The organism is Nocardia wallacei, from assembly GCF_029868745.1.
In the GTDB taxonomy this organism is placed as follows: Bacteria; Actinomycetota; Actinomycetes; order Mycobacteriales; family Mycobacteriaceae; genus Nocardia; species Nocardia wallacei_B.
In genome coordinates this window covers 1-15,367 of sequence record NZ_JARWOP010000062.1, presented here as the reverse complement: position 1 = coordinate 15,367, position 15,367 = coordinate 1, and the positions used below count along the sequence as shown (strand labels likewise).

The 15,367-nt window shown below is 63.8% G+C and carries 12 protein-coding genes and 2 tRNA genes; 7 read left to right on the top strand and 7 right to left on the bottom strand.

Annotated elements, in window-relative coordinates:
* Nucleotides 1–9 precede the first annotated feature (9 nt).
* Nucleotides 10–82, bottom strand: a tRNA-Gly gene (locus QH470_RS03765).
* A gap of 365 nt (nucleotides 83–447) precedes the next feature.
* Between QH470_RS03765 and QH470_RS03760 the strand changes: the two genes are divergently transcribed.
* From QH470_RS03760 to QH470_RS03735, 6 genes are all read left to right on the top strand, one after another.
* Nucleotides 448–519 (top strand) — tRNA-Val (locus QH470_RS03760).
* Nucleotides 520–599: 80 nt separating this feature from the next.
* Nucleotides 600–1,505, top strand: a complete 906-nt coding sequence (locus QH470_RS03755) for an aminoglycoside phosphotransferase family protein (protein WP_280270835.1) — start codon at nucleotides 600–602, stop codon at nucleotides 1,503–1,505.
* A gap of 336 nt (nucleotides 1,506–1,841) precedes the next feature.
* Nucleotides 1,842–2,204, top strand: coding sequence for a hypothetical protein (locus tag QH470_RS03750; protein WP_280270834.1), 363 nt, complete (start codon nucleotides 1,842–1,844; stop codon nucleotides 2,202–2,204).
* Between the two features lie 1,093 nt (nucleotides 2,205–3,297).
* The gene (locus QH470_RS03745; RefSeq protein ID WP_280270833.1) at nucleotides 3,298–3,840 is read left to right on the top strand and encodes a DUF5994 family protein; all 543 of its coding nucleotides are present in this window, start codon (nucleotides 3,298–3,300) and stop codon (nucleotides 3,838–3,840) included.
* Nucleotides 3,841–4,788: 948 nt separating this feature from the next.
* Nucleotides 4,789–5,298 (top strand): hypothetical protein, encoded by a 510-nt coding sequence (locus QH470_RS03740; protein WP_280270832.1) that lies wholly within the window; start codon nucleotides 4,789–4,791, stop codon nucleotides 5,296–5,298.
* A gap of 93 nt (nucleotides 5,299–5,391) precedes the next feature.
* Nucleotides 5,392–6,618, top strand: a complete 1,227-nt coding sequence (locus tag QH470_RS03735) for a lanthionine synthetase LanC family protein (RefSeq protein ID WP_280270844.1) — start codon at nucleotides 5,392–5,394, stop codon at nucleotides 6,616–6,618.
* A gap of 31 nt (nucleotides 6,619–6,649) precedes the next feature.
* Here the strand turns inward: QH470_RS03735 and QH470_RS03730 are convergent, their stop codons facing one another.
* The 4 genes from QH470_RS03730 to QH470_RS03715 all read right to left on the bottom strand — a co-directional run bounded on the left by QH470_RS03730 (nucleotide 6,650) and on the right by QH470_RS03715 (nucleotide 12,591).
* Entirely contained in the window at nucleotides 6,650–7,891 is a 1,242-nt protein-coding gene (locus tag QH470_RS03730; RefSeq protein WP_280270831.1) for a JmjC domain-containing protein, read from the bottom strand.
* Entirely contained in the window at nucleotides 7,885–10,938 is a 3,054-nt protein-coding gene (locus tag QH470_RS03725; RefSeq protein WP_280270830.1) for a type 2 lanthipeptide synthetase LanM family protein, read from the bottom strand. Before QH470_RS03725 ends, QH470_RS03730 begins: the two co-directional genes overlap by 7 nt.
* Nucleotides 10,939–11,138: 200 nt before the next feature.
* Nucleotides 11,139–11,390 carry a hypothetical protein gene (locus QH470_RS03720; RefSeq protein WP_280270829.1) on the bottom strand — a complete coding sequence of 84 codons (252 nt, stop codon included), beginning with the start codon at nucleotides 11,388–11,390 and terminating at the stop codon, nucleotides 11,139–11,141.
* Between the two features lie 187 nt (nucleotides 11,391–11,577).
* Nucleotides 11,578–12,591, bottom strand: a complete 1,014-nt coding sequence (locus tag QH470_RS03715) for an LLM class flavin-dependent oxidoreductase (RefSeq protein ID WP_280270828.1) — start codon at nucleotides 12,589–12,591, stop codon at nucleotides 11,578–11,580.
* Nucleotides 12,592–13,553: 962 nt separating this feature from the next.
* On the opposite strand from QH470_RS03715, the gene QH470_RS03710 reads away from it, so the two are divergent.
* The gene (locus QH470_RS03710; RefSeq protein ID WP_280270827.1) at nucleotides 13,554–14,528 is read left to right on the top strand and encodes a GlxA family transcriptional regulator; all 975 of its coding nucleotides are present in this window, start codon (nucleotides 13,554–13,556) and stop codon (nucleotides 14,526–14,528) included.
* A 133-nt stretch (nucleotides 14,529–14,661) separates the two neighbouring features.
* On the opposite strand, the gene QH470_RS03705 is transcribed toward QH470_RS03710, so the two are convergent.
* Together QH470_RS03705 and QH470_RS03700 are read right to left on the bottom strand one after the other, a co-directional pair.
* Nucleotides 14,662–14,916, bottom strand: coding sequence for a hypothetical protein (locus QH470_RS03705; protein ID WP_280270826.1), 255 nt, complete (start codon nucleotides 14,914–14,916; stop codon nucleotides 14,662–14,664).
* A gap of 41 nt (nucleotides 14,917–14,957) precedes the next feature.
* A partial coding sequence (locus tag QH470_RS03700) for a hypothetical protein (protein WP_280270825.1) occupies nucleotides 14,958–15,367 on the bottom strand: 410 nt, incomplete at its 5' end.

Here is a 15,367-nt window from a genome sequence, read left to right as displayed (position 1 = left end):
TGGCCTTCGAGCGGATGACGGGATTCGAACCCGCGACCCTCACCTTGGCAAGGTGATGCGCTACCAGCTGCGCTACATCCGCATTTTCGCTTCCGGAGGCCCTCTCGGTACCTTCCGGCTGCGAGAGAGAACATTAGCCCACGTTCCGCGCTGTCAACAAATCCGCAGGTAAATGCGGGTAAATTCGAATGACAGCGGTGTAGTTCAGCTGGTCGGCACCGCCTTCGCGGGCATCCGGCCGAGGTGCGCCGACCGTGCCGCTCGAGCCACTCCGGCCGATCCTCCGCGAGCGGCTCTACGCCCACCCGGCCCCCTTCTGCCCTCCACCTGAACGCCGGCCAAACTCCCAGCTAGACCCACGATTTGGTGTGATGCCGGTGCTGCGTGTTAAAGTTCCATCCCGTCCGGAACGGCACCACGGAGCCGCCCCGGACACCCACACCACCCGGTCCCATAGCTCAGCGGGAGAGCGCTCGCCTCACACGCGAGAGGTCGCTGGTTCGAAACCAGCTGGGACCACTTTTTATCTTCTTATCTGCCCTTCTCCTCCGCTACCCGGAAATGGCGTCATCTTCTAGATCGCCACTGAGGATGATCGGATGCCTGACTCAGTCGACGGGCGCGCCGGGATCGATGCCGACCTCGTCGAAGGACTGATCGCTGCGCAGTTTCCGCGGTGGAGCCATCTGCCGGTCACGCCGGTGCGCAACGACGGATGGGACAACCGCACCTACCGCCTCGGCGACGACATGGCCGTTCGGTTACCGACGGCGGCCGGCTACGCACCGGCCGTGGTCAAGGAAAGCCGTTGGCTTCCGCGGCTGGCTTCCGCGCTGCCGACACCGATACCGGACGTCCTCGCGACCGGTACCCCCGGCCTCGGCTATCCGTTTCCTTGGTCGGTACGCCGCTGGATCCCCGGGGAGTCCGCTGACCGAGACCGCATCGACAATCTGACCGAATTCGCGGTCTCGGTCGCGGGATTCGTCCGCGCGTTGCAACGCTGCGACACGACCGGCGCACCGATGGCCGGTGTCCACAGCTTCTACCGTGGAGACGCGTTGTCTCACTACGACCGGCAGACCCGGGATTGCCTCGACATGCTCGCAGGCTGCCTCGACACCACCGCGGCCACTTCTGTTTGGGACGACGCCTTGGCCACCGAATGGACCCGAAATCCGGTCTGGTTCCACGGCGACATCGCGTCCGGCAATCTTCTGGTCGATGACGGGAAGCTCACCGCGGTCATCAATTTCGGCACCTCCGGGGTCGGCGATCCCGCATGCGACCTTGTCCTGGCATGGACAATGCTGTCCGGGCGCAGCCGCCGAGCCTTCCGCCGCACCGTCGCCCACGACGCGGACACCTGGGCCCGTGCCCGCGGCTGGGCGCTCTGGAAAGCCCTGCTGACCCTCACAGATCATCAGGTCACCGACACACAGCGGGCAGCTCGAGCCCGGCACCAGATCAACGAAATCCTCACTGATCACGCAGATTTCAGCTGATCCAGCTCCAACAGACCCCGGCCCAGCGGCATCTGGGTCACCGGCCGTGCCCGCGAGCCGCTATGTCGGGCGCAGACCGGTCTCACGAAGACGAAACTGCTTGTAGCGGCCACGGCGGACGACGCCTGCCGGACTGACGCGCGCGCAGTCGGCAACGGCACGTGTGGAGGCGCACCGTCTCGCGGCGCAGCCTGTCCCACCTCGGCTACCGATGGAAGCCGATCCATGGTGTGAGCCCGCGTAGGCTGAGGGGCGACACCTTGTGGTGTGCAACGTCTTCCCGAGTTCCTCGCTGCAGCTCCGGATCTCGCCCGCCGGCAGCCTCGGGAGGTTCGGATGAACGACGTGGTACTGCCCGTTTCCGCCGCATGGATCGCTGACGCACCGGAACCCGCCACCACAGTCACCGCGGTCTCCGAACCGTCGAGTGATCGGCCGGTGTTCGCCGATGCCAACGACCGGCTGGTGCGGCAGCTGTTCGAGGTCGGTCTGCAACTGCACACGCTGTGCGGGGTGTTCGACCGTTCCGACGCGACTGCCCCGCAGATGCGTGCGGCCGGTGCGGCCGTGGGCGAGGTCCTCGAGGAGTTGGACGTCCTCATTCGTGACGCGGGCTTGGACATGCTCGCTGCCACCGTGGGACAGGCCAGGACGGATGGCCGCCGGGCCGATGGCCGTCGCCGCCGCGGCCGCCGCTGACACCCCGACGGGGCCGAGGGGAGCCGTGGTCTCGACCCACCCCGGCACCCTCGGGCTGCCCTGCTGGTACATCACCAAACCCGGCAGCCCGGACAGGCCGTCGCCTGCCCGGTGCCGAAATCGCCGCGTGATCGACAGTTCCCGGGTTCGCCTGCGGGCCGCTTCTACGCTGGTCCGGTTGATCGGTTGTGCCATTTCTCAGTGAGAGAGGGTCACCATGATGCAGCGCGCCATCACCGTCGGGTTCGCCGCGGCGGCCGTGGTAGGAGCAGTACTGTCAGTGCCGGGCTGGACCGATGTCGATGTCCCGGCGGCGGAGGAAGCGGGACGGTTGTCCGCGCAGCCGATGCCTCCGCGGCCGTTTCCTCCGCATCCGGGGTACGGGGATCAGAGTCGCCAGGGCCCGCCTGGTGACAGTTCGACGGAGGCTCCTTCTCGTCCGCATCCGAGATCTCGCCCGCACCCGCGGCGCCACCCGCATGAGGACCCGGGGGAGTGGGCCCAGCCGGGTTACTAGACCGCGGACAACGAATAAACCGACCTCGTCGGCGAGGGCGGGCCGATTTCAGGGCGTTGTGAACGGCATGGTCGGTCGGGTCCGTGGCCGCCGTCGGAGTGGGCGGTGGTGTTGCCGAAGCTGGAGACGCCCAATTCGATACGCCGTGGTGGTTTCCCTCCAGATGAGGTGCGGCGGGGCAGCGCCGAACGGGCCGCTGCTCCGCCGGGGGCTGTTCGGAACAGCGTGCGCAGGGTGTCGATGAGCCGAGTCGTGGGGCGCCCGATCAGCCGCCAGGTCGGTGTTGTTACCCGCGTCGGCAGCGGCTTCGGCGCAGCACAGCGCGGGCATGCGGAACAGGGCGTCGGGGCGGGTCAAGGCGTGTAGATCCTCGGTGAGACCCGGAAGAGGGTGCCTTTTGCATGTGAACCGACGTAGTCATGAGACGTAGTCATGAGACGTAGTTCTACAATGTTGACACCGGTGGCCGATCGGCGTGTACTCGAAGGACCACAGTGATCCGAGGGATCGTCAGCATTCAGGCGATCGGGACCGCGACCGGCACGATCGTTCCCGGCCGAGACAGGAGCGTCCACGATGACACCACCGACCTCCGCCATCGCGGCGCGGCACAAGACCTTCGCCGACAGTCCCAGGCTTCGAGTCGCGCCCGAATCTCGCCACACCGTGTCCGTCGACGGCGCCTGGTGGCCGCGCGGCGATGACCTCGTCGCCGAGCTCCCCGATCTGCTCGCCGTGCTCACCGCCCGGCTCGGGCCGATCCATCGCGTGATCTACCACCTCGACAGCTGGGCGCCGGCGCCCGGTAAAGCCGCACTCGGAGGCAGACAGGTGCGCCTCGACGGATACCGGCACCGGTCGGCCGACACCATCGATGTCCTCGCGCTCGACGGCGCGGCCCTCGCGCTGCTGGTCATCCCACCGCGTACCGACCCCGGCTCGGCCCACGCCGTCATGACGGCAGCGGCCGACCCCGACAACACCTCGACCGTCGAGTCTCTGCTCGCCGTCGCCGCACCACACCGTGACGACGTCGGCGTGGAAACCGGTCGCGCAGAACAACGCTGGGAGTCCGAAGGCGGCGCCGGGGTGCGGATGAACCCCGCCGCGCCCACCTGACGAGCGGCACGGCCGGGCCTCCGGGGATTCGCACTCGACAACCGAACAGAACCACCACCGTGACGTCGTCGCAGATCCACCGGTACGAGCAAGGCGCACCGGGACGGTCCACGCCCGCCACAGCACACCGGAAGGCCTGTCGCGCAGCAGGTCTCACCGTCACATCCCAACCGAAGCCGCCAACGCGCGTTCCGCGGATGGCTCGCGGTGGCCCGCGGGTCGTGGTTCGCCGGGTGACGGAGTCCCACACCGGCTGGGGTCTCGCTCTGTGCGGGATGCCCGTCGCGGTGCCGTCGAGCGCAGAGGCGATCACGACGAACTGCGCACCGCACCACGGGATCCGGCGAAATCGTTCGGACACCAACGCCCGGCAAGTCACCACCGCGTCGCCTAGACCGCCGCGCCACGCGGTAAGTACCGCCGTGTCGGCGTGCACTGCGCTCAAGCCCGCGGCGAAGACCTGCCACGACATGTTCGTGTGCCCGCCGCACGCGCGGCGGAATATGATCGTCTCGGAGTCGATGATCGGCGTGGCAGTCGGTCGTGGAATCGGACGGGGGAGGGGATGACCGAATCCCAGCACGGGCCGGATGGACAGCCGACGGGGGAGAATGCCGAACCTATTGTGCGGCAACCTGTGTCGCCGCCCACCGAGCTTCCATTCGGGCATATTCCGCCCAGTGCGGAACCCTGGCAGCAGGTCTCCGGATACGCCCGGCCGGGCGAGGGTCCGGGTCGCCTGCCGCTCCCGCTTCCGGCGGCAGGACGCGCCTGATCATCCTCGGCGTACTCGGACTGGCGGCGACGCTGGCCGTCGGCGTGGTCATCGGCCTGTCCGTGAACGGCGGCGACAGTCGATCCGCCGCGCCGCCGTCATCGAACAGCGCGACCTCGCCCGCGGCTCCCGCCACGACGACTCGCCGGGAGCCCGCGCCTGGGAACTACACGATGACGAGGGTCACCGACGCGTGCGCCCTCGTCGACGGCACACGTCTGCACAAATGGTCGTCCACACCGAAAGAGCCCCCGCAGCACCGGGAATACCCGCCCGACGACTACGACGGCGGCAACCTGTCCTGCTCCATTCGCTATATCAGCGACTCGACCATCCCCGGCGACGCCACTGTCGACGAGGCCGGGATCGGACTCCAGGCCGAGTTCACCGGCGCCACGTCGGACCCGGCATACGACGACTGGAAACAGACCGACACCGCCTCGGGCTCGGGACGGGCCTCCGGTGACCTCGCCGGAATCGGGGCTCGGGCATACTGGCACACCGCGACGAGTCCAACCGGCAATGCCCTGACCTGCATCGTGGGCGTACAGGACAGCAACGTCTCCGTGCGTGTGGAAGTCGCCGTCCTGCGCGCGCCGGGCGAACCTCCGGTGAGCCGGGACGAACTCGGCGCCCTTGCGGAGGACCAGGCCCGGCAGACTCTGGACGGGCTGCGAAACTAGCCCGCCAGGCGCGGTAGCTCCCATAGGGAAACTATCGGAGTATAAAGGCACGAGTAAGGACGTTCGCTCCTCGCCTAGCAGACAAGACAAGTGATGTCCGACGAGTCAGCCAAGCGGCATAGGAATCCCCACGGTCACACGTCACTGAGTAACGCCGCGTTGGATATTGCCGAGGTGCTTCGAGTGAACGCGCGTATCGCGCGCGACGGAAGCACATATTGGTATCACCCAAGTCTACCGACCCCATCGATCCCGTCAGCTCCCCTCGGACCGCACCTGTATGCCGGGACTTCCGGAATTGCTCTATTTCTCGCCGGCATTTGGAGAGTCTACGGTGGCGACGGCTGGCGTGACATCTGCCTCCGAGCGATCACACCACTGCGAGCCGACATCCGTGAGATATCTGCGGATCCGAATCGGGCACAACGTCTCCAGCAGCCGATAGGGGGCCTCACGGGACTCGGATCCGTCGTCTATGCGCTCGTGAGGATCGGTGACTTATTGGGGGACGAGTCAATCATGGACGACGCGCAGCGCGCGGCTACCTTGATCCTGCCAGATACTATCGCTACGGACGAGAAAATCGACGTCATGGTCGGTAGCGCCGGGGCTGTGCTCGCGTTGCTTGCGCTCGACGAGCGGCGGCCGGAAGAGATTCTCGGTGGAGAGTCACCAATCGAGCTTGCCTTGCGCTGTGCGGAGCGTCTCCTGCAGAGTGAAAGATGGACGGTATCAACCGGTTCAGGCGCAGACGGTTTCTGTCACGGTAGGGCCGGAATCTGCACGGCACTGGTGAAGCTGTATGAAAGAACCGGACGGCAGCAGCTCCGGACGTTTCTTCAGCACCATCTCAGCTCTGACAAGGCTCTCATGTCCTCGCATGGTGAGAGACAGCTCCACCTGAACAGAAATTCCCGGCGCTCTTGGTGTAAGGGGGCGGCCGGGATCGCGCTCGGAAGTATCGCATTGCGTGAAATTCTCTCGCAAGATCCGAGGATGGACGAGGCCGTTTCATTGCTCGAAATCACGGCTGATCCATCACTCTCCGAGACGGACGATCTTTGTTGCGGGAACAGTGGCCGCGTGGACACCCTTATCCATGCCGCGAGCGTACTTCAGGAACCGGCTTACCTCGGTAAGGCGGCTGAACTCGCGAGCAGAGTGCTGGAGCGAGCGCAACACCAGGGCCGCTACTCATTGAAGTCCACCCAAGGCACAGGAGTTGACCTCAGGCTCTTTCCAGGAATTGCTGGCATCGGGTACTCATTGGTTCGCCTCCAGTCAGCCGGCAGGATTCCGTGTGTGGTGGCGATGGAGTAGAAAACGATTGCGTCGGGGAACTACGGTGCAATCACGAAGGCCTCAACAGCCCGTCGCGAATCAGCCGCCGAACCAGAACGAGCTTACTTTCCGAGCTTATCGCGTCGGGGAGATCGCAAATGCGAAAGTGCTGGTGATCGCGAATATATTCCAGAGTGGAGCTGAGCGCCTTCGGGCCTTGGACACGCTTCGGACCGAATCTGATGGCGGCCGTGTCGTCCGAGCTCTCCACAAGACACGCTAGACCACTTCGTTTCTCGATCGCCGAATCGGGGCCGATCTCCTGCACATTGGCCAACACTGAAAAGTGGCCATCCGCAGGAAAGGTGCGAGCGCCCACTTGCTCTTCGAGTAACGATCGAAGAGTCGCGTCGAACGATAGCTTTTCGCCGAGCTGTGCCCGCAAGAACTCGAAGATGGGCGCCATGCTCTGCTGCGTCTCCCGGTCGGCTACGAAACCCGGAGGTAGATCTTGGCGAAACTCGGGGTTCTCCAGCGCAGCCAGCTCTATAGCTCTTGTGAAGAAGTCCACCCAGGTGAGCGGATGGAAGGTGATCGACAGGTGTAATGAGAACTCGTCTCCCGCAATGGCTTTGTGAAAGTAGCCGCGTGGCAGGTAGAGGACATCGCCCGCCTCCAGCACAGGTTTCTCGCGAAGTGTCAGTTTCTCCTCGGTCCATTCGAGGTTCTCGGCAAGGTGCTGGTTCGAGATTTGGGATGCCAGCGGGCGCTCGTATATCGGCTCCCAGATATGCCACTGCTTCGAGCCCCCTAACTGGACAACCAATGTATCGAGCGTATCGATATGCGCCGGGAAAGCTTGCGACCCAGGGGGCGTCAAGAAGAGATTGGAGCCGATGCCCATTCCCAGGGCATTCTGCAGGTTGATTGCCAGCCGACCGAACGGAAGCCAGAATTTTTCGGCCGCGATCAGTCGAATGGTATCTCCGGACAGGTATGCATCATAAAAACGATCCTTGGACAGCCCCGCTGCCGGGGTCAGCGTCGCGCTACGGCCGCTGTCCAGAGCCGGGACGATATGGAGGACATTATCGGAACTGTTCGCTGCCATCATCAGGCATGCGTCCATGTCGGCGAGCGAAAATAGGCTGCTGAAGTAATCGCGTTCTCGTCGATGCAAAGTCAAGGACGATTTGCCCCAGTAGGCGTCCATGAACTCACGCCTTGTCATGGGGGAGATCAAGCTCTCCAGACTATTGATATCTCGCTGCGCCATGTCGCCATGTCCTTTCTCCGGGCGCGTAGTCAGCATGTCCCATTCGGCTCCTCCAAGATCAGTACTGACGGGATTCGACGAGGATGGGCGAGACGTAGCAGCTGGTAACCGATCCCGGCGAGCCCGTCCATCATGCCGGGAGTTTCCACGTCCAGGGGCGTGCCACAACGCCAGCCGTGTTCCTCCATACTGGTGAGGCTCTGTGATACGCGTTCGGACAGGCGTGTCGCCCAGGCCGTGGTGGGTCGGCTGAGACTGGCTTGCAGAATGAGATCAAGGGATCCCAGGTCACCGTGACAAAGTGAGTGATTCGCCCCGAAGCCCTCTCGGTACGTCGTTTGCAGAGCGATCTCCAGATCTTCCTTCAAGATCTCGTCGCTGAGGTATCTCTGCATGCTCAGGCGGCTCATTCCGATTCCGCACGCCCCATGGCACCAGGCAGTCATCTTCCGAGAAGCCTCCCCTCCGGGGGACTTTCTGAGATCTGCCCAATGTCCTGATGAAAGGTGACTACGCTCGAAATCGACTGCTCGAAGAGCGGTGTGAGCATAGACATCATCGCCCGTCTTCGCAAAAAGCTCCGTCAATGCCCAGGCGAATCCGGATGCGCCATGAGAGAACCCGGTCAGGGGTTGAGCAGGGAACAACGTACCAAGCCAGCCAACGCCTCCCGCACTGGGTTGTGCCCGCTCTACGAGTCGATCGCCGAGGGCGCGAGCGATATCCAGTGGCCGCTCGGCACCGGTCATTTTGTGCAGGTTCAGGAGTGGGACGATCGCACCTGCTATCCCCTGGATGATGTCCATGTGTTCGTCCGCGTTCGCGAGCTCCTCGACGCGGGAGACCATGGATTCGGTTTCGGTCAGCAAATCTTTGTCGTGCCAGAGACACGAGAGATGTGTCCACAGGTAGATGAGTCCGCCCCAGCCGTCGAATCCGCCGACAAATTCCAGCCCAGCTCGCGGACGGCTCATCTGTTTTCTGAGGGTTACCAGGGCCGCTTTCGCGACGGACCCGAATTCATCCCGCCCGGTCAGTGCTTCCGCATAAGAGAGAAATAGAATAATTCCTGGAAGACCGCTGTACAGGTCAGTTTTCAGCGGATGTAGCTGCCATCCACGGCTTTCTCCGTACGCCAGCCCGATCCAGGAGGCGCTGTTGTTTCTCCACCGAGCGAGTTCGATAAGTCGCTCTGCGATCCCCACTGCCTGAGCCAGGAGGCGGTCTCGAGTGACGGGTCTCGTTACGTCAGGCACCGCATAACGTTGAAAAGTGGTCACGTTATTGAGCGCCAGCGTGCTCATCGAGGCTCTGACGTACCAGCGCTGTCTCCGAAGATCTTCTTCTCCGAACAATGCCAGCCGATCCCGGACTACGTCCCAACCCGAGCGGATGAAGAATTTATCGAGGCGCGTACCCTGGCTCGTCCAGAGATCCTGTGAGTCGACCTGGGTGACGAAGTACGGAATATCACCACGCCAAAGGTCCCTGCGCTCGTTTTGCAGCAGGCGGCGGGCGATGTGGGGAAACTCTGTTCGATCGATGCCGAACCAGAGCCGATCGAAAAGGCATTCCCGATCGAGAGCGTCGCTCAGATAGTCAGGATGGTAGCTTTGATGAAGTATCTTTCCATAGAGCTGAGTAGCCCGGAACACGACGCGTACCTCGTCATCGCGCATGGCGAATATGGGACCGTCACAGGACAAGAGTTCGTTGCGACGTGCTTCGATCAGTCTATACATCGATGTGAAGCCAGCTTCGATGTCCGCGATGAAATGAAGCGCATCGAGAGCGGATCCATCCAGCTGGGGAGTATTGTGTGCGGTAGACAGCTGACGCCGCTCGAAGGACAGTCTCAGTTGATCGGTGCCAGAATTTTCCCACCGCGGCAGCGGATCGATCGACAGCTGCCCCGCCCTCGCACCGAGACCGCTGCGGTCTATTGCGCGGCCGCCCTCACCTTCTCGAAATATGGGCAATAGCAAGGTGTCGACAACGGAGTTCTTGAGCTCGAACTCCGAGTGTGAATCGTAAGCGTCTGCCTGTGCTTGGCCGTAATCAGGACCACAGAGGGTCTCGAGGTCGATGAGAACCGGGTGCGCGCCTGCGGCGATCAGGTTCTGGTGGTGGAAATCATTGGCGTTCAGTAGGTAGAGGACCGCGAGAAGCGATCCCTCACGAACATAAAATTGAGATGCTTCCTCTCGGTTGCGGCAAGGAGCATCCGAAATAAACTCAGACCAACCGTAGCCACCGCAGTCCAGTACCTTTGGGGTTCGTAACGCCGGCGCCCCTCTCTCGTGCAGCCAATTGAGCAAAAGCGCGAAATGGTGGTCGATACGAAGGGACCGCGGTTTATAAAGCAGCCGTTCGCTCGAGCCGAAGTGCAGGATACATACCTCGCGACCTTGACGATGCAGGTCACCCAGTCCCACCTCAACGCTCGTCAGCGGCCCTGGGTCACCGTCCGACCAGAATGTGGCACGGATTCGGTCCCAGTCCGTGCACAGTCGTTCCAGCAGTTCGACGGCAGCATCTGTCCAGTCGTCAACCGATTCGATGAGCAATCTCGCGAGCACAGGATATTGCCGCAAGAAGTCCAGCGCATCGCCTGGGTCGCGTAGACCGTCGAGAAAATTCTCGAAACGCTCCTGGGAATCTCCGCCCGTCAGGGTCCCTTGGAGGCCGGCCACACGCATTTCCAGAACCACCGCTCGACTGATCTGTTCGTCGAGACGAGAGATAGCCGCAGAGACCAGCTGATCAACGACCGGTCTCCATTGAATATTCGTGTTCGGCCACGCACGCGAGAACTCGTCGGCCTTTTCACTTACCGCGGCATGCATTTTAGCGATCAACGGCCCAACTACCGGCGGGCTCGCTAGAGGGGAGACTCCCGTGGCAGAGAAGGCGCGCTCCACACGGTCGAGCCAGTCCGGTACCTCCGGCAGCCGGCGATGGAGAGAAGCCGCCGATTCGCCGAGCAATGCGGAAAAGGACGATTCGTCCAGATTATCGAGCGCAAGGCGATCGACAAAGTACTTGTCATCCTGAAACGGGGACTGGGACCTCCACTGCGCCAAGCGGCGCTGAGCAGTCGCAGGCCTCTCAATCTGCGGTAACGGGGGCCGACTCGATTCGCAGCGGCTCCAACGCTCCTCCAGCGTGAATGCAGTCCACCACGCAGCGTCGAATAACAAAGGGCCCATAGCCTTCGACGTCCCTTTAATTGAGTGTGCTCCGGATGGTTCACTTTCATCCGGAGCACATCATTCGTGGTTGATCAGCAGGTGCACGTAACCATCAATGCGCCGGACCTCTGGGCGGTTTCTTCCTCTTCTTCCACGGCGCTGGTCGTAAAGGCCATCGGCGTGCCGCCTTCGAGCCCGCTGCTGACAGACTCGAGGAATTCGTCGGTGATGGAAGCGGGGCCAATTCCTCCCGCGGCTACGATGGCTTCCTGTTCCGCTGGTTGGAGCGACCGGAAGTAGTCCTTGTCTTTCAGTCCTCGTGCGACTTCGAGCTGTTCGATCATAATGGACTCCTCGGATTATGGTGATATCAACCATCCCCGCGCCACACATCCCCCGATGGACCCTCTGTAGGGTATGTTCAGAGTACCACGACGGGTGCCTTTGGTCGCTAATTCTTTTGACACAACCGATATTCAGATATTGAAGCCGCACCGCGGGGTTGAACATAAACGAAGATGATTCACTTCATCAACCGGCGGCTGGGTCTGTCAGCATCCCGGCGGCAGCCTCCAGTGTTGCCGCGAACGGTGTCTGGTCGAGGTGTACCAGCAGCACCGTCGTGGCCCCGGCCGCGGCGTAGCGGGCGACTCCCGCCCGCACGTCCGCCGCCGTGCCCAGTGCGGTGTAGGCGTCGACAAACCGGTCGGAGACCGCAGCGCGACGCTCCTCGTGTGTGGAAGCCGCGTCGTAAGCAGCGACATCGGTGCCGAAGCCGCAGCGGCGCAGCATCGTTCGGTAGCGATCGGCGCCCAAGTAGTTGCAGGCATAACCCCGTACGCTCGACCGGGCGGTGTCCACGTCGTCGGTGGCGGCCGCGGGCATCGCGGCGACGACGTCGAAGCCCTTCATCGTGAGTCCGGCTCGGGCCCGCCCCTCGGACGCGGCCGGCACGATGTAGTCCCGTACCCATTCGACGGGCGTCATCCAGGTGATCAAACCGTCTGCGATCTCCCCGGCCAGGCGTGCCATCCCGGTGCCGAGCACAGCGAGATAGAGCGGCAACCGGGTGCCGGGGTCGGGACGGACCCGGCCCCGCACCGGCTCGTTGCCCCACCGCGCGCTCGCCGGTGCCACCCGGCCGTCGAGCAGCGGGCGCAGCACCGTCACGTAGTCGCGCATGTCTGCGCGGGGATCGCCCATGCCGACCCCCCAAAGCCGCTTTCCGGCGGTGCTCGAGGACAGCCCGAGACCGAGGTCGAGACGCCCGCCACTCGCGGCGGCGAAGGTCATCGCCTCGGTGGCCATCGCTGCCGGCGGGCGGGTGTAAATAGGGACGATTCCGGGCCCGATCCGGATGCGCGAGGTGGCGGCGAGTAGCCACCCCGCCGTGGCCAGCGCGTCCGACGATCCGTGCTGGGTGTAGGCGGCGGAGTAGCCGAGCGACTCGGCGAAACGCACCCGCCGGATGTCCAGCTCGATCGAGGCGGGTGTGAACGGCGCCCCTGTCGCGTACGCGAGTCGGACGGTCGCCGGTTCGGTCACGAGATCACCTGCCTCGATCGAATGCGGGTCGCCGCAATCCGACCTCTTCTTGGCCAGTGACGAGCAGCCGGCGTTCTGTCCGAGCAGAAGAATGGTTTCGAATCCTCAGTGCACGACCGCGAGTGTCGCCAATTCTCGGCCAACAGGGCGGGGCATCTTCGTATGAGTCTGTCAAAGTTCGGCCCTCGCGGTTTCGGTGAGATTCCCGGTAGCTGATCGAGCCATGAATGCCGGTGTTCTAATGGTTGCTCGTCAACAACAGTCTCACCTCTGAACCGGTGTTCATCGCGCCGCTGAGCGCGAAAGGATTTGAGGGACCTCGGCGTGGTTGGATCAAGATTGCACTAGTGCCGAGCGTGCGATGTGGTCATAGCCAGTATGCGCCCGGCGGGTGTGTTCGCCAAGGGGCGGAGCGGCGCGGATCCGGTGCCGTCGTGGATGTTGCGGGCCGACGGGCGCTCCGACAGTTACGCCACAGTAGAAGGCGAAGCTGCTTGGAACAGCAGCAATCTCCCGCCGTCAGCCGAGTTCTGGACGGTCTGTGGACGGGAGTTCCCAGCGGACCGAGCCGCGGTGCGCCCGGCTTCTCGGATGGCCGGTGAATCGGCTCGGCGTCGGATCGCGGCCTTCATCGCCCTGTACCAGGAGCCCTTTACAGGGTTGGTGTCCGTCTGAGTCAGCCTCCACGGTCGGTTGGCTGCTCCGAACTCGGGTCGTCGGCGAGAGTTGTTATTTCCGAACGAATCTCGTCATCCCCGCGGAAACCGTAAGTGGCGGGAATACGAGAAGCTGATACTCGTAGACGACGATATGCCGATCGAATGTCGTTGAACGTTTCAATGCATTGGTGCTGCCACCGCACTTGCCCGACTGGTGATTTCACTGATTCGCGCCGGTAGGTGGAGTTCCACGATTGCTGGGGAATCGCGGACTCGGGCTGATTCATTCTGTATTCTTCCGGGATGGATGTGACCGTCGTCGTCATGGACGGGGTGGCCGATTTCGGATTCACCGCCTTCCTGGAGGCCCTCGGAATGGCCAATGCATTGCGTGACGAACTGCGGGAGCCACCCGGGCCGTGGCGGGTGCGAGTCGCCTCGCTCGGAGACAGCGTCTGCTCGGGTTACGGGCATACGGTGCCCACCACCCGACTCGACCACCTCACCGGTGACCTGGGCCTCGTGGTCGTTCCGGCGGTGAATGTGCTCGGCGCGGAAGCTCTGATCGACCTGGTTTCCGCTCCCACGAATCGTGCTTTGCTGCAGCGGATCCGAGAGGCACGAGCATCCGGCTCCCACCTCGCCGCCGCGTGCACCGGGACCTTCTTTCTCGCCGAGGCCGGCGTGTTGGACGGTGCGCGGGCAACCACCAGCTGGTGGCTGGGCCCCAGCTTTCGCAAGCGGTATCCGCGCGTCGGCTTGGACGAAAGTCTGACCTTGTGCCGGAGTGATCATGTGACGACGGCCGGGGCCTCGTTGTCACACCTCGATCTGGCGCTGTCGCTGGTTCAGGAGAAGAGTCCGGCTCTGGCCGAACTCGTAGGCAAGTACATGGCGGTGGGCAATCGAAGTTCCCAGGCGAACTTCTCGATAGCGGAGGTCGTCGCCCGCGGCAACTCGCTGACCGCGGCTTTCGAACGGTGGGTTCGTGACCACCTCGATCAACAGTTCAGTATTTCGCAGGTCGCTCACGGTCTCGGCGTCACCGAGCGGAGCCTGCAACGCGCCACGCACGCCGAACTGGGCATGTCTCCCAAGGATTTCGTCGATGACATCAGGCTCGAGCGTGCCACCCGGCTGTTGTGGACCACCGAACTGACGGTGGACGCTGTCGCCACGAAGGTCGGCTATCTCCACGCGGGCACTCTGCGCAGCCTGGTCCGGCGCCGTCGTGGCATGTCCCTGGCTGAACTACGAGCGGCCAGACGGCCCTGGTAGGCGAGCGGCGATTCACCGGTGCCCGATCAGCGGCCGGGCTACGGGTTGCCAGTGAGACCATAGGACGCTCCATACCGACGGTCTGGAGCGGGCAGGTGCGCAGGCTCGTGCGGACGTCGCGCGAACGCTGCCGCTACGCCGACTCGGACAACCTGCAGAAGTGGCCCGAGCGATCTCCGGAAAAACCGCATTGATACGGATGCCGTCGGCTGCATGGTTTGGCGGCCACATAGTCGGCGAGCCCGGCCACGCCCTGATCGGCTGCGGAGGATGCCACGTTGACGATGCTGCCGCCGGCGGTCATCGCTGCGGTGCGCGGTGGCGCGGTCGGTGGCAGCGCCGAGCCGCCGGCCAGGCTGCACGGGTTGCGCATCAGCCTGCCCGGCATCGGTTCGGCTCGACACGCGGACCGAGGCCACCACCGCCGTCCTATGTTTCCGGGCGGGGCAGCCAACGCACGGTGCCGAGCAGTAGGCCGAGCATCGTGGGAAATCGCCCGATGGGGACCAGCGGGACGAGCGCGTCGCTGAACAGAGCACCCGTCGACAGGACGCAGAGCGCCGAGAGGATGCCCATGGCCACGGTCGCGGGTTTGCTGCCACCGATTCGGTGCAGGGTGAGTGCCCAGCCGAGCGTCACGCCGCCCAGCAGTAGCGTGTGCACCGGGCCGCCGAGGGCGAAGGCGGCGCGGCCCAGTGTCGCCATGGCGTCGGCGGAAGCAGTCGTTCCTCGGCTTCCGAGCAGGACGACAGCCACACCACAGGCAGCGAGCGCTACCGCTGCGGCTACCGCCGCGGCGCGGGCCCCCAATGGGGCGCGGCCCGCGGGCCCGCCGGGCG